Source organism: Chryseobacterium sp. SIMBA_038 (genome assembly GCF_046535115.1).
Classification (GTDB): domain Bacteria; phylum Bacteroidota; class Bacteroidia; order Flavobacteriales; family Weeksellaceae; genus Chryseobacterium.
Genome location: NZ_JAWRXH010000008.1, coordinates 125,168 through 151,752 on the forward strand (window position 1 = coordinate 125,168; position 26,585 = coordinate 151,752).

The window sequence follows — 26,585 nt, forward strand, 5'->3', positions numbered from 1 at the left end:
AATGAACGATCTTATTTCTGTTATTATTCCATATTACAATGGTGAAGACTACATTTGTGAATGTCTTGACAGTATTTATAATCAAACTTTCAGAAATTTTGAGGTCATTTTGGTTAATGACGGATCACCAAAGGAATTTCTGGAAGACTTAAAAGTTAATAAATACCCTGATCTTATTTTATACCACCAAGAAAATAAAGGACAATCTGCAACAAGAAATAAAGGTGTTGAAATTGCAAAAGGTAAGTATATTTTATTTGTTGATTGTGATGATAAAATTGCCTCTACATTTCTTGAAAAAACATATAATATCTTAATTTCTAACCCTAAAATTAAAATCTGCTATACAAAAGGACAATACTTTGAAAAAGAATCATCGGAATGGTATTTACCTGATTTTGAAGTGAAGAGATTTCTTTTTGCAAATTGCATTCCTATTTCAGCTTTATTGTATAGAGAGGATTTTATTAAAGCAAAAGGGTTTGATGAAAATTTAACGTATTTTGAAGATTGGGATTTATGGATATCGATTCTAGAAGATGGCGGCGAAGTATATAGGATACCGGAGTATTTATTTTATTACAGAATAAGACATAATGCAAATTCTCTTACCAACATCAGCACTCATCAGGAAGATAAAATAGCCCAAAATAGATTTCTTATTTATCAAAAACACTATAAATTTTATGAAAAACATGGATTTGATTTCAGTAATATAAGCTATATTATCCTCAACAGAGATCAATACAAAAAAAAATATTTCAACGTTTGGTACAGAAAACTGATATACAAACTTTTCAAACAAAAAAAATTCAACGAAATATACAGCCAACTATAATAATTATGAAAATTTCAATTGTAACAGCATACTACAACCGTAAAGCATTATTTATAAAGACTCTTGAAAGTATTCAGAGACAATTAGTGGGCAACAATCTAGATATTGAACTAATTGCAGTAGATGATGCAAGCAGCGAAGAAGAAAGATTAGAAGACCTTATCAACCAATTCCCGTTCTTGAAAATTATACGCCTGGAAAAGGATAACAAATGGTATAAGAATTCTTGCATCCCTTTTAATGTAGGTTTTTTGGCAGCGAAAGGAGATTGTATCATTTTACAAAATCCTGAATGTTTACATTTCGGTAATATTTTAAAATACACTGTTGAAAATCTCACAAAAAATAAATATTTGAGCTTTGGATGTTATTCTCTTGACGAAGAACCAACCGACAATATAGATGAGTACATTCAAAATCCTGAAAAGCTTGAAAAGCTGATTCTAGAGAACAATGTTGAAAATACCAGAGACGGAAGTAATAGTTGGTATAATCATACTGTTTTCAGACCCTTTGCCTATCATTTCTGTTGTGCTATAACGAAAGAAGATTTATATGATTTAGGAGGCTTTGATCCGGCTTATGCAGAAGGTGTTGCATATGATGACAATGAGTTTTTGCACAGAATAAAACTAAAGAAAATGCAGATTGAAATCATAGACAGTGAGCTTGTTTTGCATCAAAATCATTACCGCAGAAAATCCGCTTATAATAATGCTTTAACACTTGATGAAAAGTCAAATGCCATACGAGAAAAGCTTATTGAGAAAAACAGAGATCTTTTTAATAAATATACTTTAAAAAAGAAAAACTGGAGAGTGAGAGGGCTTTCAGGGAATGTTTTAAAAAGAAGTCTAATCAGTAGACTTAAAGAAATGTTCAAATCAAATTGAAGTTGAATTATTTCGTCAACTTCAATGATTTCTTCATTATCAATACGATATAAAATATAAAAACAATAGCCAAAGAAGTAATCAGTATCTGATTAAAAATAAAAATACCATTAGAATTTCCTGAAAATATTTTCTCCGTTAATTTTCTTAGCGTCTGGTTCCATAAAATCAGGGGTAAAATTATCATCAGATATTTTGATCCAAACTGATTATTTTTTGCCCAGGACAAAATTGCAGGCGCACACAATACAAGGAAAAACAATCTATATTCCCAGCTTATAGAAAGAAAAAAACTAAATAAGAAAATCCCCGACCCTACCAGAAAAAGTGAAATTTCCTTATTTCCAATATTTATCAGATCGATTTCCCTCCATTTATTTTTAAATATTTTATACAATAAAAAAATAATACCAAGCAACAAGGCAATATATCCGCTCCAATAAACATATTCAATTTTATACATTTTAGTATTATGGGACATGATATTTTTTAGCGGAACTAAAAAACCAAAACTTAATTCGGCTATGGATGTAGGTGTTCTTTCCCTGATTAGCATGATTTCATTGTGATTCAATCCAATATACACCAGTATAATACCTAAAATACAAACCATCAAAAAACTATTTTTAATAGAAATTTCTTTATATAAATAGATAATTAATAGTCCTGCACCTATCGGATATAGTTTTAACATAAAAGCTAACAGAAAGAACAGTATATACACTAATTTATTTCTCGGAAAACATACTATTGGAAATATCAACAATAAAAATATGACCAAATCATTATTCCCTCTTTCAAAAATCAAAAGAGATACAGGGGAGAGCATTAATAATATATAATAAAAAGCTTTCTTTGGGTAATACCAGCTTCCCGAAGCACAAACCAGCAAAAGTTGTGAACAAAAAACTAGAAAAAAACCAATTATTTTATAATTAGAGGCATTAAAACCTTTGATATAAGAAAAAAACTTCCAAAAAGAAGGGTAATTATATGGAGGCTCATAATGTTCTTTAAAAGGATCTTTCCCTAATCCATATAAATCTATTCCTTTCAAAAGAAGTCGTAGATCACCATAAACAGACCAGGAATCAAACTTTATTATTGGTGAGAACAAATGCCAATATTCTTCATAATTAAATGTCAACAAGAAAAAGAGTAATATTAATAAATAATATACCCTTAAATCTTTGTAGAAGTCACTGTATTTAAACTTCATATATCCATACCTGCAACATTAGATTTATTGTCTGTCATATTCATCATCAATCCTCACAATATCATCTTCCCCAAAATAAGTCCCCGTCTGTACTTCAATGAAAACAACAGGTTTCTCAGAAAGATTCATCATTCTATGTTTAGATCCTAATGGAATGAAAATACTTTCACCGTATTTTAGACTGATTTCTTTATCATCCAGAACAATTGTAGCGTCACCTTCGATGATCGTCCATTGCTCCTGTCTCTTATGATGATATTGATAAGACAGTTTTTGTCCCGGGTTTACTTCTATTCTTTTTAATTTATAATTTGGCTCATCTGCCAAAACAAAATATTTTCCCCAAGGTCTTTCTCCGATTTCTAACATGACTTACTTCTTATTAATTTATACAAATGTAAATATTCAAATCAAAAAAGCCAATATCGAAAGCATTAAACATCATTAAAACACATAATTTTAAGTAAATTTGCATCAAAATTTTAATTGAAATGGAGAAAGTTAGAGTACGTTTTGCTCCAAGTCCTACCGGACCTTTACATTTGGGAGGCGTAAGAACCGCATTATATGATTATCTTTTTGCTAAAAATCAGGGTGGCGAGTTTGTATTGAGAATTGAAGATACAGATACTGCAAGATATGTAGAAGGAGCTGAAGAGTATATCGAAGAAGCATTAGAATGGTGCGGCATCATTCCTGACGAAAGTCCTAAAAAAGGAGGAAAATTTGCTCCATACAGACAGTCTGAAAGAAGAGATATCTACGACAGATATACAGAGCAGATCTTGAAAACAGATTACGCTTACATCGCTTTTGATACAGCCGAAGAACTAGACGTTATCCGTGCTGAATATGAAGCTAAAGGTGATGTTTTTTCTTACGACAACAAAACAAGAAACCGTTTAAAAAACAGTCTTACCCTTTCTGAGGAGGAAGTTCAAAAACTATTGGACGAAAAAACTCCGTATGTTGTAAGATTTAAAATGCCGATCGACAGAACTTTAAATCTTGTAGATATCATCAGAGGAAATTCTTCTGTAAATACCAACACGCTAGACGATAAAGTTTTAGTTAAAAACGACGGAATGCCAACTTACCATTTCGCCAACATCATCGATGACCACGAAATGGAAATCTCTCACGTGATCCGTGGGGAAGAATGGTTACCATCTTTAGGTTTACACACTCTATTATATGAAGCAATGGCTTGGGAAGCTCCAGAATTTGCTCACCTTTCATTGATTCTAAAACCAGATGTTGCAACTTTAATTAATAAAGATAATATTGACAGTATTACAAAATCTTTTACTGAAGAATTTGTAATGAAAAACAACAAATTTTCTTTTGATGAGTCTGCAGTAATCATTAAATCATTCTTTTCAGAAGTAAAAAGTCCAAGATTCAAATCTATGTTGGGTGAAAATGATAAGGACAATGAAATAACTGCTTCTGTAAAACAATTTTTGAAGAAAGGACTTTCAGGAAAATTAAGCAAAAGAGACGGTGATAAATTCGGATTCCCGGTATTTCCATTAAACTTTACAGATCCTGCAACAGGAAACGTGTCCAAAGGTTATAGAGAAAGCGGATATCTTCCGGAAGCATTCATCAATATGGTTGCATTATTGGGTTGGTCTCCTGCAGATGATAAGGAAATTTTACCTTTAGAAGATATGGTTAAAGAATTCGATCTTCATAAAGTTCATAAAGCGGGTGCAAGATTCAGTAAAGAAAAATCGGAATGGTTTAATCATCAGTATATTCAATTAAAATCTGATGAAGAATTATTTCAAATTTTGAAAAATTCAGATTTAAATTTAAATATTGAAGATGAAAAATTATTGAAGATCATTCACCTGATGAAAGAAAGAGCTACTTTTCCGAAAGATATTTATGAAAACGGAAAGTTTTTCTTCGAAGCTCCAACTTCTTATGATGAAAAAGCATCAAAAAAAGCTTGGAATGATGAAACTTCTAACATTTTAAGTGAGTTCGCTACTACATTAGAAAGTACAGAATTTACTTCTGAAACATTGAAGCAGGCAATACATGATTTTGCTGAAAATAAAGGTCTTGGAATGGGTAAAGTAATGATGCCACTTCGTTTAGCCTTGGTTGGAGAATTGAAGGGACCAGACGTTCCGGACATTTTAGAAATCATCGGAAAACAAGAAAGTATAGCAAGAATAAACAATGCTGTAAATAATTTTAAATAAAAATCCATAATTTTTCATAAATTTGAAAGATTTAATTTACTTCAAGAAATGGAATATTTAAGTTTCGAACTTCCTATACAAGAACTAATGGAGCAATACCAGACATGTTCTTTGGTAGGAGAAGAAAGTGGTGTTGATGTAAAATTAGCATGCAGCCAGATTGAGGACAAGATCATAGAGAAGAAGAAAGAAATCTATGGAAACCTTACGCCTTGGCAGAGAGTACAACTATCCCGTCATCCGGATCGTCCTTATACCCTTGATTATATCAACGGAATGGTGGACAAAGGAAGCTTCCTTGAACTTCACGGAGACAGAAACTTTGCAGATGATCCTGCAATGATCGGTGGATTGGCAACTCTTGATGGTCAAAGAATAATGATCATCGGAACTCAAAAAGGCAGAACAACTAAAGAAAGACAGCACAGAAGATTTGGAATGCCAAATCCTGAAGGATACAGAAAAGCTTTAAGACTAATGAAGCTTGCTGAAAAATTCAACATTCCTGTGGTAACTTTGGTTGATACTCCGGGAGCTTATCCTGGATTGGAAGCTGAAGAAAGAGGTCAGGGAGAAGCTATCGCAAGAAACATTTTTACAATGGTTCAGCTAAAAACCCCGATCTTCACGTATATCATTGGTGAAGGAGCAAGTGGTGGTGCCTTAGGAATCGGTGTTGGAAACAAAGTTTACATGCTTGAAAACACTTGGTACACAGTAATTGCACCAGAAAGCTGTTCTTCTATCTTATGGAGAAACTGGGATCACAAAGAAGATGCTGCAAATGCATTAAACCTGACTCCAAAAGATGCTTTAAGAGAGAAATTTATTGATGGAATCATTGAAGAACCGCTTGGAGGAGCTCATTACGATCCTGCAGCGACTTATTTGAATTTGAAAACGTCAATTCTACAAAACATCAAGGCTTTTTCTAAATTCACAGGACAAGAACTTGAAACCCAAAGACAGGACAAATTTATTGCAATGGGGCAATATAAAGGATAAAACAAAAAAAGCGGTTAAGAAATTCTTAGCCGCTTTTTTTATTTAGTTTCGAGAGAGATTTATTTAATCTTCTCTAAGATTCAATTCAATCTCAATATCTTTATTAATTTTTTTCAATGAAGAATATTTTGCATCGCAAACCATGGTTGTTAATACATACTCTCCTTTATCCACTAAAAGATAATTCTGACTGTTTGCCGGAACATCAAGATTATAATATTTTTTCCCGCTTATTTTTACAATTAAATTACATTTAGATCTGTTTTTAATATTAATATAAGCTTCTTTATCCATCGGATCATCATTAAACATATGCGTTAACATCGCTGCGGTTCTCTTATTTTTCTCGCTTGGCTCTGTTTTTTTAGCTGCACTACCCGCGCTTGCATAATTTACCGTTTTACTTGGCGTTGCAGCAGTCTTACTGTTATTTGCATTGGAAGCAATTGTTTTAGAATTGTTTAATTCGTTGTTATTAACAATTTTTTCAACCTTTTCTTTGCTAAGAGGTTTAATTGTTGGTTTTGCTTCCGGAGAATTATCGGCCATAATTATTTCTATCAATTTCTTTTTAAAATAATCTGTTTTTGCGTGACCCGGATTTTGTTTTAAAAATCCTGCAATAATTCTGGCTTCTTTTGTACTTTCGGCATCGCTTTCTGTGTAGATGATTAATGTTTCTTTTTCAACAATAGCCTTAGATTTACCCTTTTTCTTCTTTTGAGAAAACCCAAGAGTGAAAATGCATAAAAAAATGAGGAGAAATATTTTTTTCATTAACTAATCATTTAAAATTTTTATTAAATATACAAATAACGCAAAAAGTCATTTTTTAGTTTATCATTAAAATCATTATCTTTGCACTGCTCTAAAAATAAGCTAAAAAAATCAATACTAATCTTACAATAAAAAAATAATAGATATTATGTCTTATACACCAGCTGCTGCAGACGTAGCAAAATTGAGAAACATTACAGGTGCAGGTATGATGGACTGCAAGAAAGCTTTAGTTGAAGCTGAAGGAGATTTCGACAAAGCGATCGACATCCTTAGAAAAAAAGGACAGAAAGTTGCTGCTAACAGAGCTGACAGAGAGTCTGCTGAAGGTGCAGTTATCGCTAGAGTAAACGAAGATAACACATTAGGTGCTATTATTTCTTTAAACTGTGAAACTGACTTTGTTGCTAAAAACGAAGCGTTCATCGAGCTAGCTTACGAATTGGCTGAAATGGCTGTTGTTGCTGCTTCTAAAGAAGAACTTTTAGCTACTGATTTCCACGGAATGACTGTTGCTGAGAAATTAATCGAGCAAACAGGTGTTATCGGAGAAAAAATCGAGATCGGTACTTTCGAAAGATTAGATGGTCCTTTCGTAGGAGCTTACATCCACGCTGGAAACAAAATCGCTGCTATCACTTCTCTTTCTGCTAAAGTAGACGGAGCTGACGAAGCTGCTAAAGCTGTTTCTATGCAGGTTGCTGCTATGAACCCTATCGCTCTTGACGAAAATGCAGTTTCTCAGGAAACTATCGATAAAGAATTAGAAATCGAAAGACATAAACTTACTGAAGAAGGTAAGCCTGCAAACATTATCGACAATATCTTGAAAGGTAAAATGCAGAGATTCTACAAAGACAACACTTTGGTACACCAAGATTTCATTAAAGATGCAAGTATTTCTATTGCTGATTATGTAAAATCTGTAAACGGAGACCTTAAAGTAACAGGATTTGTAAGAGCAAGCTTAGCTTAATTAATCTTTCAAAGAAAAATAATAATCCCGGTGAATTTTTTCATCGGGATTTTTTGTGCCCTATTTTCATGAAAATCAAAAAACTGATAAAGTGAATATGAAGTGAATATTAAATAATCAATAACATCCATGATACGAGATCATTATTAGATTTTTTTATGCAAAATATTAATTGTTAATTATTATATTTGCGCCCCCTTATAATAAACCATGAAAAAATTTCTACTAGTTATTTGTACATTTCTTTGCCTGTTGGCTAATGCTCAATTAGATACCGAACATTGGTTTGCACCGATGTCGGCAAGCTCTCTACAGGGCACTCCGGAATGTTATTTATATCTATCTACCAACGAAACTACGCCTTTCCCAGTACAGATTTACAATAACAATGCGGTATACTCTACCGTACAGGTAAGCAAAGGAAATCCTGTGCAGGTGACAATTCCGAGTAATTTTATGATTGCTTCTACATTGTCTAACCTGTTTAATTCTAGACCAATGGGATTACAGGTAAAAGGAAACAAGAAATTCTTTGCCAACTTTAGATTTGGAGTTCCCAATCAGGCTGAAATTATTACTTCAAAAGGATTAGCTGGAGTAGGAAAAAACTTTTTCATAGGATTGGCCCCAAATACGACAGCGAAACCTTACGTTAATTCCACAATTGGAGTTATTGCAACAGAAGACAATACAACCGTAACATTATCAGGATATAATCCCAATGTTGTTTTTTCTGATGGTAACTCGGCTCCATCGAGAACTTTCACCATTAATAAGGGAAGATCATATATTATTGAAGCACAAAGTGATCTGGCTCCGAGTAATTTAAATGGATTAGTCGGTGCAAAATTAGTTTCCGACAAACCTGTTTCTGTTACCAACGGAAACTTCAACAGTATCTACACCACTCAAAACAACAGTAATGTGGATGTATTGATGGATCAGGCAGTTCCTGTGGAAAGATTAGGGAAAGACTTTGTCATGGTAAAAGGAAACGGGCCAGCCGCTTCAGGAATGGAAGCTGCTTTGGTTGTTGCCACAGTTAACAATACCAAACTTACTGTGAACGGTAACCTTTTGAATACTGTCACGCTGAATGCAGGACAATATTATATTGTACAGGGAACAAATTATATTAATCAAGGGAATGCAAATTATAATATGAGTATTTCCGCTACAAATAATGTTTACATCTATCAACTTCTTGCCGGAACTTCCGGAAGTACAGTTTATGCAACAGGAGGAATGAATTTTATACCTCCATTAAGCTGTTTTTTACCTAAAGAAATTAATGAAATTGGATTTATTAATAAAATAGGAAATACATCTTACGATACTAAACTTAATATTATCACTCAAACAGGCGCAACAGTAACCTTTAATGGAAATAATATCGGAGCAGGAAACGGCCCTTATCCTGTAGCAGGAAACCCAAACTGGGTAACGTATTCTATTCCGAATGTAACAGGAAATGTTACCGTAAATTCAACATTACCTGTCACTGCAGGAATAGCAGCAGGAAATGGCGCAGTAGGTTATGGTGGCTATTTTGCAGGATTTTCTTCTGTGCCTGCCATTACAAAAACAGGTGACTGTTATGCGGGAATTCTTCTTCAAGTAGACAGCAATTATGATGCTTATCAGTGGTATTTCAATGGAGTTTTAATTCCTGGAGCGACCTCATTCTCTATCAATCCTGAATTATACGGAGCTGGAGATTATACCTGCCAAATCACAAAAAACAATTGTGAAACGAGGTTGACGGCTATTTATAACTATACTTTATGTCCGCCAATCACTACAACGACATATAATATTGGTTCTTGTAACACGAAAGTAATCACTCCGGCTTTTACAAGCTCAACACAAACAATTGTTCCTTCGCTGACGAATATTATTTCTCCGCCAACTTCGGGAACAGCAACAGTAAACCCAACAACAGGACAAATTACTTATACTCCAAACGCGGGAATTACTACAAATACGACCGATACATTTATTTATTATATTCAGGGAAATGGAAATCCTTTCAATTTTGAATATTTTAAAATAATTATCAACACAAATGTTCTAAATGTTAATAACTCTTCATTATCGTCTTGTACAAATGCAAGCGGAAATGGGACTTTTAATTTACCAACAGCAAGTGTATCAGCAGATACTGGAACAACGGTTACTTATTTTACGAATGCTAATTTAACGGGGCAGATTACAAATCCAACAACTTATTCGGGACCTTCAGGAATTATTTATGCTAATGTAACTTCACAGTATGGATGTTCAAAAGTCGCTCAGATTACATTGACTGCAAATCCATCCCCGAACGCAAATAATGCTTCTTTAACATCATGTACCGGAACAAGCGGAAATGGAACTTACAACCTGACTTTGGCAAATGTTTCTTCAGATCCTGGGATTACAATTACTTATTTTACTAATTCAAATTTAACGGGACAAATTACAAATCCAACAACGTATTCCGGACCGGCAGGAATTATTTATGCTAACGTAACTTCATCGGCTGGATGTTCAAAAATAGCTCAGATTACTTTAACTGTAAATCCGCTTCCAAATGTAAGTAATGGTTCTTTAGCATCTTGCGCTGGTACAAACGGAAACGGAACTTATAACCTTACTCTGGCAAATGTTTCTTCAGATCCGGGGATTACAATTACCTATTTTACCAATTCAAATTTAACCGGACAGATTACAAACCCAACAACGTATTCCGGACCTGCAGGAATTATTTATGCTAATGTAACTTCATTGGCTGGATGTTCAAAAATATCTCAGATCACATTAACTATAAATCCATCCCCGAACGTAAATAACGGTTCTTTATCATCTTGCGCTGGAACAAACGGAAACGGAACTTATAATCTTACTTCGGTAAATGTTTCTTCAGATCCTGGGATTACAATTACCTATTTTACCAATTCAAATTTAACGGGGCAGATTACAAATCCAACAACTTATTCCGGACCGGCAGGAATTATTTATGCTAATGTAGCTTCATCGGCAGGATGTTCAAAAGTCGCTCAAATTACTTTAACAGCAACTCCTTCACCCAACATTAATACAAATAATTATAATGCAACTCTTTGTGATAACAGCTTTGAAGGAGCAATCAGTGTAAATTTTGCAACCGTAACTCCTCAAATTGTCACTAACTCTGCGAATTTTACAGTTAGATATTATTTAAATCAGGCAGATGCTACGGCAGGAAACAATAATACACTTCCAACAACCTGGACATATACAGCAAATACAACTGTTTATGTAAGAGTTGATAACAATCCAGCTAGTTGCCCACCAGCTTTTGGACAGATCAATTTTAAAATTGGAAACAGAATAACTTTATTATCAAGCACCGTAAATACAGAAATTTGCGACAATGATCTTAATGGTTCTGAAACCGTAAACCTTAATGATTATAAAAATTTATTCACCAATAATCCTGCGGTAACTTTAACATTCCATACATCATTGGCTAATGCTCAGACAGGAACGAATGCAATATCTTCTACACAAACTATCAACCTAACAGGTACATTTTATGTAAGATTTACAAGCGCAACAGACTGTCCAAATACAGGAATTTTAAATATTAAATTAAAAACTCCAAAAAAATCGACGACGCTTCGTGATCAGATAATTTGTTCTGATGAAAAAGTGATATTAGATGCAGGAGCGGGATTCACTTCTTATTTATGGAGCAACGGAACTACGACACAAACCATAACCGTAGGAGCAGGAAATTATTATGTAGACCTTGGATTCAACGGTTGTATTTATCGTCAGACGGTAACTGTTGCAACTGCTCAGGCGCCAACAATTACAAGTATTACCGTTTCTGGAACTACGGCAACAATCAACGTTTCAGGAGGAACTGCTCCTTATAAATATTCATTGAATGATATTGATTATCAAGCATCAAACATTTTCACAGGATTATCAAGAGGCATTCATACAGTATATGTTTTAGGTGCAGACAGATGTCAGCCGGTTACGAAAGAATTTTTAGTTTTAAATCTAATTAATGCCATCACGCCAAATGGTGACGGGAAAAATGATGTCTTGAACTATTCAGATTTAAGAATCAAACAAGATGTAACAATAGAAGTTGTAGACAGATATGGAGCTGCTGTATATAAATCATCAGACAAAAATTATATCTGGGACGGAAAGTCAAATGGAAGAACTCTTCCTACAGGGACATATTGGTATATTTTAAAATGGATCGAGCCGGATACAAAATTACCAGTTTCGTATTCTGGATGGATTTTAATCAAGAATCGCGAATAATTTAATAATTTTCTTTAAATTTTACTAACAATATCTCAAATATTATTTTAAATTTGTAGAAATCCTAATTCCACTTTTATATGAAAAGATTTCTACTTAGTCTAGTATTAGTTTTTTTTACAATTAATACGCTCTTTGCGCAAAGAGATACAGAACATTGGTTTGCACCGATGATGAATCGAACCGGTCTAACGGGAGGCGCCAATGGTCAGTCAATCTATTTTTCTACTGATTCCACAACACCTTTTCCTGTAGACATTTATAACAATAATGCTATTATCGGTACTGTTACGATCAGTAAAGGAGATCCAAAGATTTTTGTAATTCCTGTAACTCCGTCTACATCTGTATCTGCTATTGTTACAACATCACAAACAGACCTTTTTACCCCTATTACAAAAGGGCTTTACACAAAAGGGACAAAACCATATTATGCTAACCTTAGATTCTCAGTTACAAGTCACGGGGAAATCTTAACTTCAAAAGGAAAAGCAGGTATTGGTAAAAAGTTTTATGCAGCAGCTGCTCCAATTACTGATTTGGCAGGTGGTTCTATTTATAACTTTATGGCAGGTATACTGGCAACGGAAGATAACACTGTTGTTACAGTTTCAGGCTATTCAACTTCTGTTGTATTTTCCAATGGGACAACCGGCCTTACTAACCCAACGATGACTTTCTCCTTAAACAAAGGGCAATCTTATATCATTGAAGGGCGAGGAAATCTGGCAGGTAACCAAATAGGATTCATTGGGGCTAAAATAGAATCTACCAAACCAATTTCTTTAACGAACGGTAACTTTAACGGACAGTTTTCTTTAGGTTCTGTTGGAGGAAGTTCAGATATCATTATGGATCAATCTGTACCAGTAGACAGGTTAGGAAATGAATTCGTTCTGGTAAAAGGAAACGGAAATATCGATATTAAAGTAGAAGATGCGTTGATTATCGCAACGGAAGATAATACTGAAATCTATGTTAATAACAGTACAATTCCTGTAGCTACTATTAATGAAGGGGCTTTTTATAGAGTTAATGCTATTTCGAATACAAATTATATTGATCAGGGTAATGGACATTTCAATATGTACATTAGAACAAGTAAAAATGCATACGTTTACCAACTTCTGGCAGGTCTTGCAACGAGTATTGCAACTTTAGGATACAACTATATACCTCCATTGAACTGCTTTTTACCTAGAAAAATTGATGAAATTGCATTCATTAACGATCTTAACGGAAGTTCAAATGATATTAAACTAAATATTCTTACAGAAACCGGAGCCGTTGTTAATGTAAACGGTGCAGTTCCACCAACCGCACAAGGGCCATATCCTGTTTTAGGGACAACTTCTTGGGTATCATATTCAATTCCAGGATTATCAGGAAACGTAACAGTAACATCTACCAAAGCCGTTACCGCAGGTATCGCCGGAGGAAGTGGTGCAGTAGGTTATGGTGGATATTTTGCAGGATTCTCTTCAATCCCGGTTATTGCTAAAAAATCAGGAGAATGTGCTCCAGGTATCATTTTGGAAGTGGATGATGGTTTCGAAACTTATCAATGGTACAGAGAAGGAGTTCTTATCACAGGGGCAACATTAAGTACTTATGCTCCTACTCAATCAGGAAATTATACGGTAAAAGTAACAATGGGAACATGTCCTCCTGTTACAACACCAATATATAAAGTATATTCTTGTGTTAAAAATACAACTGTAAGTGTAAATGCTTGTGCTACGAAAATTATCACTCCAACATTTTCAGGTTCAACACAAACTCCGGTTCCGAGCACCGTAACAATTACAACACAACCTACTCACGGAACAGCTGTTTTAAATCCAGCAACAGGTATTATTACTTATAATCCTACAGCGGGATATGTAGGACCAGACGTTATTGTTTATAAATTCTGTGGTAATGGTACTGAATTCATCGATTGTGAAATCGTAACAGTGAACTTAACGGTAGTTCCATTTATCGTAAAAGATGCAAAAATGGAAGCTTGTCAGTATGAAGACAAAGCGTACTTTAATTTAACATTAGCTAACGTTATTGATTTTAATCAGGTAACTAAAAAATACTATCCTACATTGGTAGATCTTAATGCCAATACAAACCAGATCATGGATCCTACAAATTATGGTTCTGCAGGAGGATTTGTATATGTAAAAATCACAAGTAATGAAGGTTGTACAGCAAATGCAAAAATTGAATTGGTTGCAAAACCGATCAAAAAATCTCCAATTCTTGTTGACAAATATATATGTATTGATTCAAGAACAAACCTAGAGGCTGGTCCAGGATATGATTCTTACCTATGGAATACTGGTGCAACTACATCAGGTATCCAAGGTGTTGGTGTTGGAGAATATACTGTAATTCTTGGAAAGAATGGATGTTTCGTTACACAGGTAGTAAGAGTTAATAAAACTGCAGATCCTGTTATCAAAGAAATCGAGATTACTAACAATACAGCAACTGTAAATGTTATCGGAGGAACTCCACCATATAAATATTCAGTAGACGGAACTGCTAACTGGCAGGATTCTAATGTATTCACAGATCTTTCAAGAGGTCAGCATACATTCTATGTAAAAGATTCTTATAACTGTACACCTATTTCTGTTGAAATTACTGTACCGAACTTATTGAATGCTATTACGCCAAACGGAGATAATAAAAATGATTATATTGATTACAGTGAATTAGCTTACAAAGGAAATCTAAGCTTCGTTATCTATGACAGATATGGAAATAAGATATTCACAGGAGATAAGTTTAATAACTACCGATGGGATGGTAAGCATTTCGATAAGAAAATCTTAACCGGAACATATTGGTTCCACATCAACTGGAATGAACCAAATAAAGAAAAGACTCCAATAAAATACACAGGTTGGATTCTTGTAAAAAATAGAGAATAACAAATTTCTTTTTAAACCACGATTTTAGAATCGTGGTTTTTTTATGATATAGACCTTTATTTTAAGCAATATTATCAATACTTATTAAAATATTCTGCTATTTTTGCACAATCCTAATTCCAGCTTATGAAAAAATTTCTACTATCTTTAGTATTAATTGTCTTGGCAATTAATACGCTTTTTGCGCAAAGGGACACAGACCATTGGTTTGCCCCCTATTTTAACTCATCATCATCAACGTATGAACATGGTTTATACTTTTCCACAGATTCGGTTACTCCGTTTCCGGTAACTATTTACAACAACAATGTTGTGATCGGAACTGTGACCATCAGTAAAGGTAGCCCTCAGATGTTTACATTGCCTTCGCAGTATATTACAACAACAAATACTTCGAGCGCTGCTGTTCCAAACAATATGGGAGTTTATACAAAAGGAGATAAACCTTATTTTACATCATTAAGAATATACAACAGTATTCATGGTGAGGTTGTAACTTCTAAAGGAAAAGCCGGCATCGGAACAACATTCTATGCTGCTGCAACTCCTATCACGACTGCCTTAACGAGCAGTAGCGCAATGAACTTCACAACGGGTATCATGGCAACCGAAGACAATACGAAAGTAACGGTTACCGGATATGATCCCAACATTCAGTTTATTAACAACATGACTCCTCCTTTAACAATGAATTTCACTTTAAATAAAGGACAGTCTTATATTCTTGCCGGCGTTGGAAATACCGTTGCCAACCAAGCCGGTTTTATCGGAACTAAAATTTCATCTGACAAACCTGTTTCTGTAACCAACGGAAATGCAAACGGAATGTTCGCGACAGGAAATACAACTGCAGGGTCTGACCTTGTTATGGATCAATCTGTTCCTACAACCCGTCTTGGAAACGAATTTGCAATGGTAAGAAGCTTATCTCCACTCACCAATCATTATGATATGGAAGGGGGAATTATAATTGCCACAGAAAACAACACAGAAATTTTCCTTAATGATGCTACAATACCTGTTGCAACTCTTAACGAAGGAGATTATTACAGAATTTTAAATAGTGCATACATCAGTCAAGGTGGTGGGCATTACAATGTTTATGTTCATAGTACAAAAAATATTTATTTATATCAATTAATCGGATCATCAGGTGGTACTGCAACGGCAGGATACAATTATATCCCGCCATTGAACTGTTTCTTACCAAGAAAAATTGATGAAATTGGTAATATTCAGGCAATGCCGACGTATACAGGTACAGTTGTTTTAAAACTTAATATCTTAACTGAAAAAGGTGCTGTTGTAGCAGTAAATGGTGTTGCTCCAACTGCGGCGCAAGGTCCCTATGATCTTTTGGGTAACGACCAATGGGTAACATATGCAATTACCGGAATTACCGGAAATGTTTCCATTACTTCAACAAAAGCTGTTACTGCCGGTGTAAACGGTGGATATAGCACAGCAGGATACGGAGGTTATTTTGCAGGATTCTCTTCAATTCCTTTAATTGCTAAACAAACCGGAACTTGTATTCCAGGTTTGGTATTGGAGGTTGATGACAGTTTTGAAACCTATCAGTGGTTCAGAAACGGTATTGCTATTACAGGAGCTAATGCTAATACCTACACACCGACTCAATCAGGAGATTATACTGTAAGAATTACGATAGGATCATGTCCTCCGGAGACTACTCCTGTTTATAAAGTTTATACTTGTCTTCAGGAGACTACAAAAACAATGACAGTTTGTGAGGGTCTTTTAAATATCCTTCCTCAGTTTACGACTTCAAGTCAGGTTCCTGTTCCGGGAACTGTAACGATTGTTACTCCTCCGGCAAATGGTACAGCGGGTGTAGATCCTATAACAGGTGTAATCACTTACGTTCCAACCGTTGGGTATTTCGGGGCAGATAAAATTGTTTATAAATTCTGTGGTAACGATCCAAACTTTGTAGATTGTGAGCAGATCACTTTAAATTTAACCGTATCAAAAAGTCCGGTAGTCAATAATGCAACTTTAAGATCTTGTTTCATTGAAACTAATCCTGCAACAGCATTATTTAATCTTACTTTGGCTAGCGTTAGTACAGAACCGGGAGTTACTAAAAGATATTTCCCATCTCCTACTGATGCAGCAAACGGAACAAATGAAATTACTAATTTCACAAACTATATCGCACCAACCGGTGTTGTATATATAAGAGTGACAAACGCAAACGGATGTTTCAGTGTAGCTGAAGTTACCCTTATCGTCCTTGCACCTGTAGAATCTGCCATATTGAAAGATAAAATTATCTGTATGGAAGACAAAACAACATTAGATGCAGGTCCAGGTTTTAATGCTTACGAATGGAGCACAGGAGCAATCACTCCGTCTATCACGAATGTAGGTGTTGGAACGTATTGGGTAAAACTGAAAACAGGTGACTGTATTACAAAACAAACGGTAAAAGTATATGCTTCTGAGCAGCCTGTTATTTCAAATATTGATATTACAAACAACACTGTGACTGCCTATGTAGCCGGTGGAACGGCTCCATATAAATATTCTATGGATAATATCACTTGGCAGGATTCAAACATATTTAAAGACGTTCCTAGAGGAAACGGAACTGTATATGTAAAAGATGCTTATGACTGTAATCCTATTGAGGTTGAAATTACAATTCCTAATCTGATTAACGTAATTACACCTAATAACGACGGTGTTAATGATTTTATTGACTATTCTTCATTAGCTCACAAGCCTAATTTGGTTGTGAATATCTTCGACAGATACGGAAGCAAGATCTATCAGGCAGATAAAACAAACGGATACAAATGGGGCGGAACTACAAACGGAACCAATAAAGTATCTACAGGAAATTACTGGTACGATATCAGCTGGAATGAGCCTAATAAAAAGCAAACTCCAATTAAATTCTCCGGTTGGATCTTAGTGAAAAACAGAGAATAATTAATTCAAAATATTTTAATTAAAACCACGATTTCCAAATCGTGGTTTTTTTGTTATTTTTTCAATGCTTTACTACTTTTTATTATTAAATTTGTGGTAAAAGCTGATCCTGAATGAAGAAAATTTTATCTTTTTTATTTATATTCTATATTTTCACTTCAACTTTCGCACAGTTGGACAGAGAACATTGGTTTGCCCCAATGGTAGATAGAACGGGAAACCCGAATCCTTATCAAAATTTATATCTTTCCACCAACAGAACGACATCATTTCCGGTAAGTATTTACAACAATAATGTCCTGATCGGGACAGTGAACATCAGCAAAAACAATCCTCAAAAATTTGATGTTTTAAGAGATTATATCATCACGACTCAACAGACGGATTTATTTACACCCACTTCAAAAGGACTTTATCTAAAAGCAGAATTTCCTTTTTATGCTAACTTGAGGTTTTCGGTTTATAACCACGCAGAAATTATTACTTCGAAAGGAATTCCTTCTACAGGAAAAACTTTTTATGCAGCAAGTGCTCCAATAACGGTCAGCAATTTTATTTTGAATTTCATGACGAGTGTATTGGCGACTGAAGACAATACGACAGTTACCATTTCGGGATACAAAAGTACCGTAGAATTTTCAAACGGAACAACGGGAGTCACCAACCCGACCATGACTTTTACATTAAATAAAGGGCAATCTTATATTATTGATGGTAACGGTGCCCTAACCGGAAACTTTGACGGCTTCATCGGATCTAAAATTGTTTCAAATAAACCTATAAATGTCACCAACGGAAACTTCAACGGTCAATATGCAGGAAATTTCCCAGGCAGTTCTGATATTTTGATGGATCAGTCTGTTCCCGTTGAAAGACTGGGCAGCGAATTTGCCATCGTAAAAGGTAATGGAAGTATCGGAGCCAATATGGAAGGTGCTGTGGTGATCGCTACAGAAGATAACACCCAGATTTATGTTAATAATGAAATACCTCCGGTAGCAACATTAAATACAGGACAATATTTTGTAATTCCAGACACCAAATATCAGTTACAGGGAAGCGGACACTACAATTTATATGTAAAAACATCGAAAAACGCTTACGTTTATCAGATTCTTGCCGGAGATTCAGCTTCTGGAAGTGAGGTTGCAACGGGGGGATTTAATTTTATCCCTGCCTTGAATTGTTATTTACCAAAACAGATTAACGAACTTGGTTTTATCAATGAAAATTTTGTTCATTCGAATGCCAATCCTTCAGGGATTTTAAATATTCCGACTAAGCTTAATTTAATTACAGAAAAAGGAGCAGTTGTAACAGTAAACGGAGTTCAGCCTTTGGCCAGTACAGGACCTTTCAATATGACAGGTACCAATAATTGGGTAACGTACGGTATTCCGAATGTTACAGGAACAATTACTGTAGTTTCAACAAAAGCAATTATGGCGGGAATAAGTGCGGGAAGTGATGCCGTGGGATACGGAGGTTTCTTTGCAGGTTTCCCGACACAGCCTGTGATTTTAAAATCCGGCGGAGATTGCGTACCCGGAGTTGTTCTTACCGTCGATCCTATTATTTATGACACCTATCAATGGTACCGAAATGATGTTCTTATTATAGGAGCCAATACATCAACCTATATTCCTACTCAATCCGGATTTTATCACTGCTCGGTAACGATGGGAAGTTGTGCGCCTTTAGTTTCAGGAAAATTCAAGGTTTTGAATTGTTTAAAACAGACTACAGCTATTTATGATGTCTGTTCAGTAAAAACAATTACTCCAGCTTTCAGCAGTTCTACACAAACACCGGTTCCGTCTACCGTTGCAATTACAACTCCTCCAACTTTAGGAACAGCAGTTGTAAATTCAACTACAGGAATAATTACCTACACCGTTACCAACCCCGGAACTACAGGAACAGATACTTTCACGTACACTTTCTGCGGAAATGACGCAGACTTCCCGGATTGTGAATCGGTAACCGTAACGATTAATATTCAGGCATTAACGGTTACTAATAAAACATTAACCGCTTGTAACATCAATGGACAGGGAACTTTTAATTTAACAACGGCCAATGTTACCAACAACACTCCGGTAACGATTACCTATTACCCTACCCTTCTAGACGCTCAAAATGAGAATCTTGCAGCACTAATTACAGTACCTACGACCTATACTGCTCCAAACGGAACCATCGTTTATGCCGTAGTTAAAAATAATATCGGCTGTAAAAGTATTGCTCAGATTACCCTTAATTTGTTTAATCTGGCCATTGTTTTAAATAATTATAATGGTGTATTTTGTGATGATAATTTAGATGGAATTGTAACCGTTAATTTATCAAACATCACTCCTCTTGTTCTTAATAATCCTACTTATTTTACGAATGTAAGGTATTATGCTAATTTAAGTGATGCCAACTTAGGAAATGCCAATACGCTTCCTAACAACTGGAGTTACACTGCGCCAACAACAATTTACATAAGAGTTGATTCTCCTGACGGATGCGCAAGTGTTGTTCAACCTTTAAATTTCAGCATTGGAGCTAAAATTCCTTTAATAAAAACTTCATATGTCATAAGTGTCTGCGATAACGATCTTGACGGAATTAAAAATGTTGATCTGGCACAATTTATTTCACAATTTACGATAGATCCTAACGTTACGGTAACGTATCATGCGACTTTAGCTGATGCTCAAAATAACGTTGCACCTCTCGGAAATCCAATGAATCTTACCGGAGCTCAAACCATCCATATCAGATTTGAAAAACCCGGAGTATGTCCTAATGTAGCTTCAATTACAGTTAATATTAAAACTCCGAAAAAATCAAATGTTCTTTTTGATAAAATTGTTTGTCCAAAAACAACGACAAATTTAGATGCCGGACCAGGTTTCGACAGCTATCTTTGGAGCACAGGCGCTACAACACCTGCCATCACGAATGTTTCAGCCGGAAGTTATTGGGTAGATCTTACTTTTGACGGTTGTACGTACAGACAAGCTGTAAATGTTACAGAATCTGTTTTACCTGCAATTGTTTCAATCGAAGTCAATGGAAATACAGTAACAGTCGGCGCAAGTGGTGGAACTCCTCCATACGAATATTCTTTAGATGGTGTTAATTGGCAAGCCTCTAATGTCTTCCAGAATGTACCAAGAGGAAATCATGTTGTATACGTAAGAGATTCCAGAAACTGTGACGAAATTACGAGAACATTTACCATTATTAATCTTATCAATACCATAACTCCAAACCATGACGGGCATAATGATGATATTGATTATTCGGCTTTAATGGGCAATGATAATCTTATATTCAGAATATTCGACAGATACGGAGCCGAAGTCTTCAGAGGAACTCCTGCCAACAGATTTACCTGGGACGGAACCTTAGGCGGAAGACCCATAAACACAGCCACTTATTGGTATTTCATAAGCTGGACAGAATTCGGAGGCAGTACATCGGTAAAATATACAAGCTGGCTATTGGTAAAAAACAGATAAATTAACGTATATCACAAACTGGGTTTATAACATTCATTAACATTTTTATTATAAAGTTTAATATAACTTTAACCTGATTTCACTATTTAAGTAGGTATAAATTATTGGATTTCTATGTAATTTTGCCCTATTATATGAAGAAACTTATTACTCTAGTAGTCTTGCTTTTTCTGGTAAAAATCAATGCTCAAATATATAACGGGGAGGTCTTTTTAAGAGACAACTCGGTATTGTATCTAAATCAGGTTTATGTAACCAATCTTACTACGCAAAGAACTGTTCTTACAGATTATAATGGCGATTTTACTATTCAGGCAAATGCCGGAGATGTTATTCGTTTTACCTCGATTGTAACGGAAAGGAAGGATATTCAATTATCTCCCCAAATGTTTGGTCCTAAAAATTTAATTGAATTAAAAATAGCCTACCACGATATTCAGGAAGTTGTCATCAGCAGATTTAAACCTACCGGAAATTTGAGATATGATGTCAATGCTCTTAAAAAAGAAGACAAAGCTTTAGCATTGAAAAAAGTAATCGGCTTACCGGAACCAAAAGGCGACGGAAATCCACCGGAACTTCCTGTTGCAGGACTTCGAGATGGCGGACTTACCTTTAGTTTAGAAAGTATCTACGATATTTTATCTGGAGAAAGAAAGAAAAAACAGCGTTATGTTGCCTATGAAAAGATGAACAGCTCTGTTGCTCAGATTAAAAATTATTTGGGAAAAGATTATTTCCTGAAATTTAAAATTCCGGAAAATCTGATTGATAATTTCCTTCAGTTTGTATATACTTCAGAAAATATTCAACCATATATTATGAATGGTAATTTTGAGGCCGTAAAAATTCCGATTGAGAAATACATGCCTATTTATCAGAGAAGGCTTAGAAATTCTCATCTTCAGGATGTTATAAAATAAATTAGCACCATATTTGCTGTAAAGGAATGTATGTCATAAAATTTAAAGATATACATTCCTTTATTTTTTAAAAATATGTTTAATTTTATGCCATAATTTGGTGTTTTAGCCCTGATATTCCCTTCAATTTAAAACATCAAATCCCCAAAAACACAAGTAAGGAAAAAGATTAATTTAGTTTTTTTAAACTTAATATTAGTGAATGAAAAAGTTACTTTTACTCTTTAGTACAGTGTTATTTTTTGGACTTTTTTCTGCCCAGAGAAAAGACAAAGACTACAGCAATATCTTAAAAAGCAAAAACATTTATGAGATAAATGCTTTCTTAAGAGATGCTCACCCAGATGATCCGCGCAGATCCGTACTAAAACCAAGAGTAATGGAAATGATGAAGGAATATATCAAAACCGCTCGTCCCGAAGATCAAAAAGTAAAACAAATGCAGGAACAGCTTGCTTTGTTGAAGAGAAGACCATCTACAAAAATCTCTTTTGATGAGATGAACGCCATCATCAAACAAAAACAGATCGCAAAATACAACGCAGAATTACAGGCAAAGCAATCTTTGGTTGTCTATACTCCCAGCAGCGCCAAAAATGTTTACGTTACCAATACCTCTGCTGCAGCTTCAACAACCGTTATTGCCGATACAGAAGCAGAAGAATTCAACATGTTGATGTCTGTTTCTCCAACAGAGCACAAAAATAAAACAGTACAGATATTAAACTCACTTTTCGATAATGATCCGATGAGTAAAGAGTGTATTGTACTTATTCAAAACAAATCCGACTGTAATATTATTGTAAGAATGGAGGGAATTGGTACTACAAAATACAGACTTGCCGTTCCTGCACATAACGAAAGCTCGGTTGTAGTCACAAAAGGTGATTATCTTTTCACAAGTATTGTTTGCGGTGCTCAATATGCTTCTCAAAAAACAATCCAGAAACCACTGATGGTGGCATTGGGAAGCTCTGCAAAGAAGTAATAAATTCTCCAAATCTTTATTTATAGTTAAAAGACAAGGTCATGTTTTTAAATTTCGCTATTTTTGCAGGATTTTATATATCTCATGGGCAAAAATAAATTAGCAAGATTCGCTGAAAACAAAATATTACCAAACGTTATCCAGCCAACAAGAGACGAAGCTTTAAATAGCTTTGCACTGAAAGGAAAATGGAGAACAGATTTCTTTAAAAATGATAACCCAATTGTTCTTGAATTAGGCTGTGGTAAAGGAGAATATTCTGTTGGTCTTGCAAAAGCTTTTCCAGAGAAAAACTTTATCGGTATTGATATCAAAGGTGCCAGATTTTGGTTTGGAGCCAAAGAAGCTGTAGAAAATAACATGGGCAATGTTGCTTTTGTAAGGTCTCAAATTGAATTGGTAGACCATTTTTTTGGAGAAAACGAAGTAGATGAAATCTGGATCACGTTCCCTGATCCGCAGATCAAATACAGACGTACAAAACACAGATTGACTCATCCCGACTTCCTTGAAAGATATAAAAAGTTCCTGAAACCGGGCGGAATCATTCATTTAAAGACGGATTCTGAGTTTTTACATGGCTATACTTTAGGCTACCTTCAAGGCGCAGGCTATGAAATTGTATCGGCTCACCATGATATTTATGGAGCTGCTGAATATGATCCGGGTACCGAACATTTAAAAGATATAAAAACCTATTATGAAGAATTGTTTTCTGCAAAAGGAAAAACAATAACCTATATTAAGTTCAAAATAAATTAAAAAACAAACAGATGAAAAAACACACTCTCATTTATTTTACTTTAAAAAGTTAATCAGATTTTATTATTTGAGTGATAAAATTCGCTCGCAAAGATAAAGGTTGTAAAAATTTACATCCTTATTTTTCCATTTAAAAAACACAACACAAACACATAAGAACATGAAAGTAACAACTTTTAAAATTTTTATCAATGAAAAAAAATTCCCTCATCATTTCTGTACTTTTTGTACTGATCTCAAGTTTCGCGCATGCTCAAAAAAGTAGCAGCAAAAACATTCTCAAAAGCACAAATATTCAGGAAATTGAAGAATATCTGAGAACCTGTCATCCGGAAGATCCAAAAAAAAGTGTTTTAAAACCCAAATTGCTCGCCTTAAAAAATGAGGAATGGACGAAAGGTAAAAAAGACGCAAAACCCATGGAAGCCAGACCCGTTATCACTGAAATACCCAATAGTGTAATGAAAGATGCTAATTCTAAGGATGCAGAAGATTTTAAACGCTTAATATCTGAAACAAAAAAGGACCATAAAGAAAAGACAGTAAAGCTTTTAAATGCAATGATTAATGAAGATATTAGCAAAAAGGAAGTCATTCTTTTACTTAAAAACCGTTCTGACTGTAATTTGGTTTTAAGAATTGAAGGAAAAGACTTTTACAATATGGCAATTCCCGCACATGGAGAAAATTTCATTGTAATTAATAAAGGATCTTATACACTGAACAGCAACGTTTGCGATGTAAAATATAATTCACTGAAAAACATAAAAAAGAATATATTTTTAGCCATAAACAATCCTGAACAAGTTGGGAATAAATCAATTTTAAATAATAAGTAAAAAAGATTATTTTTACATCACAAATTCTTCACATGAAAAAGACGGTACTTTTTTACACCTTTGCATTGACCATATTTTTAAACAGTTGCGGTACAACAAGCTACCGCTCAACTCCGCCTGCCAGAAGACCGGTAACAACTAATCCTTCGAGTGCAAACAACTCAGCTGGGCAGGTAGAAAGGGAATACAGTGCCTTAATAAAGACTTATAAGCCCGAAACAGCCGAAGTCCTCACAGATCTGTTAAACGGCTCAGATGGAGACAAAACCTCTATCACAGTTGAAAATAATTCGAGATGTAATATGGTTCTTACCATTAGTGGAAATAATTATTTTAAAAAGATCCCAATTGGTACTAATAAAATAGGCTCAGCAATGGTTCCTAAAAATCAAAACTATAACTTATCCGGAATGTTGTGTAATTCTGTGTATCAGAAAACAAAGTTTATAACGTCATCTTACAATATTAAGCTTTCAAACTAATCTTAAATTAATAAATACAAAAAAACCGCTAAACAAGTTTAGCGGTTTTACTATTTTAAAGAAAATCTTTAATTATTCAGCAGAATCGAAATCTGCATCTTTATCAGCAGATACTACTTCACCTTCTTCTTTAGATTTTTCTTTGTCAGCTTTTCTTTGAGTCTGACCGTCTTTGATAGATTCTGAAACTACGCTCAAGATCATATCGATAGACTTAGAAGCATCATCGTTTCCTGGGATAACGAAATCAACTTTTCTTGGGTCAGAGTTTGTATCAACAATACCGAAAACTGGAATACCTAATTTCTTAGCTTCAGTTACAGCGATGTGTTCTCTCATAATATCTACAACGAAGATCGCAGAAGGAAGACGAACCATGTCAGAGATAGAACCTAAGTTTTTCTCTAAGTTAGCTCTTTGTCTGTCAACCTGAAGTCTTTCTTTTTTAGATAAAGTTTCGAACGTACCGTCTTTTTTCATTTTGTCGATATGGTTCATTTTCTTAACAGCCTTTCTGATAGTAACAAAGTTTGTTAACATACCTCCCGGCCATCTTTCTGTAATATAAGGCATATTAAGTTCAGCAGCGTGTTTTGCAACAACTTCTTTTGCTTGCTTTTTAGTAGCTACAAAAAGAACTTTTTTACCTGCAGAAGTTAATTTTTCTAAAGCGCTACAAGCTTCATCCAATTTAACCGCTGTTTTATGTAAGTCTACAATGTGAATACCATTTTTCTCCATAAAAATGTATGGAGCCATATTTGGATTCCACTTTCTAGTCATGTGACCGAAGTGTACACCAGCCTCTAGAAGGTCTTTTACATTTGCTTTTGCCATGTTTTCTGTTTTTGTTAGTTTACTTTCCGCTTCTTATGCAATCAACAACTTCTTTAGATGGGAGAAGTGTTTGGATGCTAAACGTAACGGGCAATTTGCTTTAGGCTTTAGGCATTAAGCTGTAAGCT

18 protein-coding genes are annotated in these 26,585 nt (G+C 34.7%); 14 read left to right on the plus strand and 4 right to left on the minus strand.

All coding sequences use genetic code 11. The annotated features are described in order from the left end of the window. The first annotated feature begins 1 nt into the window (after position 1). Positions 2–838 (plus strand): glycosyltransferase family 2 protein, encoded by an 837-nt coding sequence (locus SB689_RS19240; protein ID WP_410693703.1) that lies wholly within the window; start codon positions 2–4, stop codon positions 836–838. Between the two features lie 5 nt (positions 839–843). Beyond that, a complete protein-coding gene (locus SB689_RS19245; RefSeq protein ID WP_410693704.1) occupies positions 844–1,731 on the plus strand; it encodes a glycosyltransferase family 2 protein in 888 nt (295 codons plus the stop codon). 7 nt (positions 1,732–1,738) lie between these two features. Here the strand turns inward: SB689_RS19245 and SB689_RS19250 are convergent, their stop codons facing one another. Next, on the minus strand, positions 1,739–2,425 hold the full coding sequence (locus SB689_RS19250; protein ID WP_410693705.1) for a hypothetical protein: 687 nt from the start codon (positions 2,423–2,425) through the stop codon (positions 1,739–1,741). 549 nt (positions 2,426–2,974) lie between these two features. Beyond that, positions 2,975–3,319 (minus strand): phosphomannose isomerase type II C-terminal cupin domain, encoded by a 345-nt coding sequence (locus tag SB689_RS19255; protein WP_410693706.1) that lies wholly within the window; start codon positions 3,317–3,319, stop codon positions 2,975–2,977. Between the two features lie 122 nt (positions 3,320–3,441). On the opposite strand from SB689_RS19255, the gene gltX reads away from it, so the two are divergent. After that, entirely contained in the window at positions 3,442–5,166 is a 1,725-nt protein-coding gene (gene gltX, locus SB689_RS19260) for a glutamate--tRNA ligase (protein ID WP_410693707.1), read from the plus strand. A 48-nt stretch (positions 5,167–5,214) separates the two neighbouring features. Then, positions 5,215–6,171, plus strand: a complete 957-nt coding sequence (locus SB689_RS19265; protein ID WP_410693708.1) for an acetyl-CoA carboxylase carboxyltransferase subunit alpha — start codon at positions 5,215–5,217, stop codon at positions 6,169–6,171. Positions 6,172–6,234: 63 nt separating this feature from the next. Here SB689_RS19265 and SB689_RS19270 read toward each other — a convergent pair whose 3' ends face one another. Continuing rightward, positions 6,235–6,948 (minus strand): DUF6759 domain-containing protein, encoded by a 714-nt coding sequence (locus tag SB689_RS19270; RefSeq protein ID WP_410693709.1) that lies wholly within the window; start codon positions 6,946–6,948, stop codon positions 6,235–6,237. Positions 6,949–7,096: 148 nt separating this feature from the next. Between SB689_RS19270 and tsf the strand changes: the two genes are divergently transcribed. From tsf to SB689_RS19320, 10 genes are all read left to right on the plus strand, one after another. Beyond that, complete coding sequence (gene tsf, locus SB689_RS19275) at positions 7,097–7,924, plus strand: translation elongation factor Ts (RefSeq protein WP_410693710.1); 828 nt, start codon at positions 7,097–7,099, stop codon at positions 7,922–7,924. 210 nt (positions 7,925–8,134) lie between these two features. After that, on the plus strand, positions 8,135–12,229 hold the full coding sequence (locus SB689_RS19280; RefSeq protein ID WP_410693711.1) for a gliding motility-associated C-terminal domain-containing protein: 4,095 nt from the start codon (positions 8,135–8,137) through the stop codon (positions 12,227–12,229). 80 nt (positions 12,230–12,309) lie between these two features. After that, positions 12,310–15,156: a gliding motility-associated C-terminal domain-containing protein gene (locus SB689_RS19285; protein ID WP_410693712.1), complete on the plus strand. Its 2,847-nt coding sequence runs from the start codon at positions 12,310–12,312 to the stop codon at positions 15,154–15,156. A gap of 126 nt (positions 15,157–15,282) precedes the next feature. After that, positions 15,283–18,114, plus strand: coding sequence for a gliding motility-associated C-terminal domain-containing protein (locus SB689_RS19290; RefSeq protein WP_410693713.1), 2,832 nt, complete (start codon positions 15,283–15,285; stop codon positions 18,112–18,114). Between the two features lie 113 nt (positions 18,115–18,227). Further along, complete coding sequence (locus SB689_RS19295; RefSeq protein ID WP_410693714.1) at positions 18,228–21,626, plus strand: T9SS type B sorting domain-containing protein; 3,399 nt, start codon at positions 18,228–18,230, stop codon at positions 21,624–21,626. A gap of 134 nt (positions 21,627–21,760) precedes the next feature. Then, on the plus strand, positions 21,761–22,549 hold the full coding sequence (locus SB689_RS19300; RefSeq protein WP_410693715.1) for a hypothetical protein: 789 nt from the start codon (positions 21,761–21,763) through the stop codon (positions 22,547–22,549). A 202-nt stretch (positions 22,550–22,751) separates the two neighbouring features. Beyond that, the gene (locus SB689_RS19305) at positions 22,752–23,537 is read left to right on the plus strand and encodes a DUF6759 domain-containing protein (protein WP_410693716.1); all 786 of its coding nucleotides are present in this window, start codon (positions 22,752–22,754) and stop codon (positions 23,535–23,537) included. Positions 23,538–23,621: 84 nt separating this feature from the next. After that, a complete protein-coding gene (gene trmB, locus SB689_RS19310; protein WP_410693717.1) occupies positions 23,622–24,299 on the plus strand; it encodes a tRNA (guanosine(46)-N7)-methyltransferase TrmB in 678 nt (225 codons plus the stop codon). 191 nt (positions 24,300–24,490) lie between these two features. After that, positions 24,491–25,138 (plus strand): DUF6759 domain-containing protein, encoded by a 648-nt coding sequence (locus tag SB689_RS19315; RefSeq protein WP_410693718.1) that lies wholly within the window; start codon positions 24,491–24,493, stop codon positions 25,136–25,138. A 32-nt stretch (positions 25,139–25,170) separates the two neighbouring features. Beyond that, on the plus strand, positions 25,171–25,620 hold the full coding sequence (locus SB689_RS19320; protein WP_410693719.1) for a DUF6759 domain-containing protein: 450 nt from the start codon (positions 25,171–25,173) through the stop codon (positions 25,618–25,620). A gap of 72 nt (positions 25,621–25,692) precedes the next feature. Here the strand turns inward: SB689_RS19320 and rpsB are convergent, their stop codons facing one another. Beyond that, complete coding sequence (gene rpsB, locus SB689_RS19325) at positions 25,693–26,457, minus strand: 30S ribosomal protein S2 (RefSeq protein WP_410693720.1); 765 nt, start codon at positions 26,455–26,457, stop codon at positions 25,693–25,695. Between the last annotated feature and the right edge of the window lie 128 nt (positions 26,458–26,585).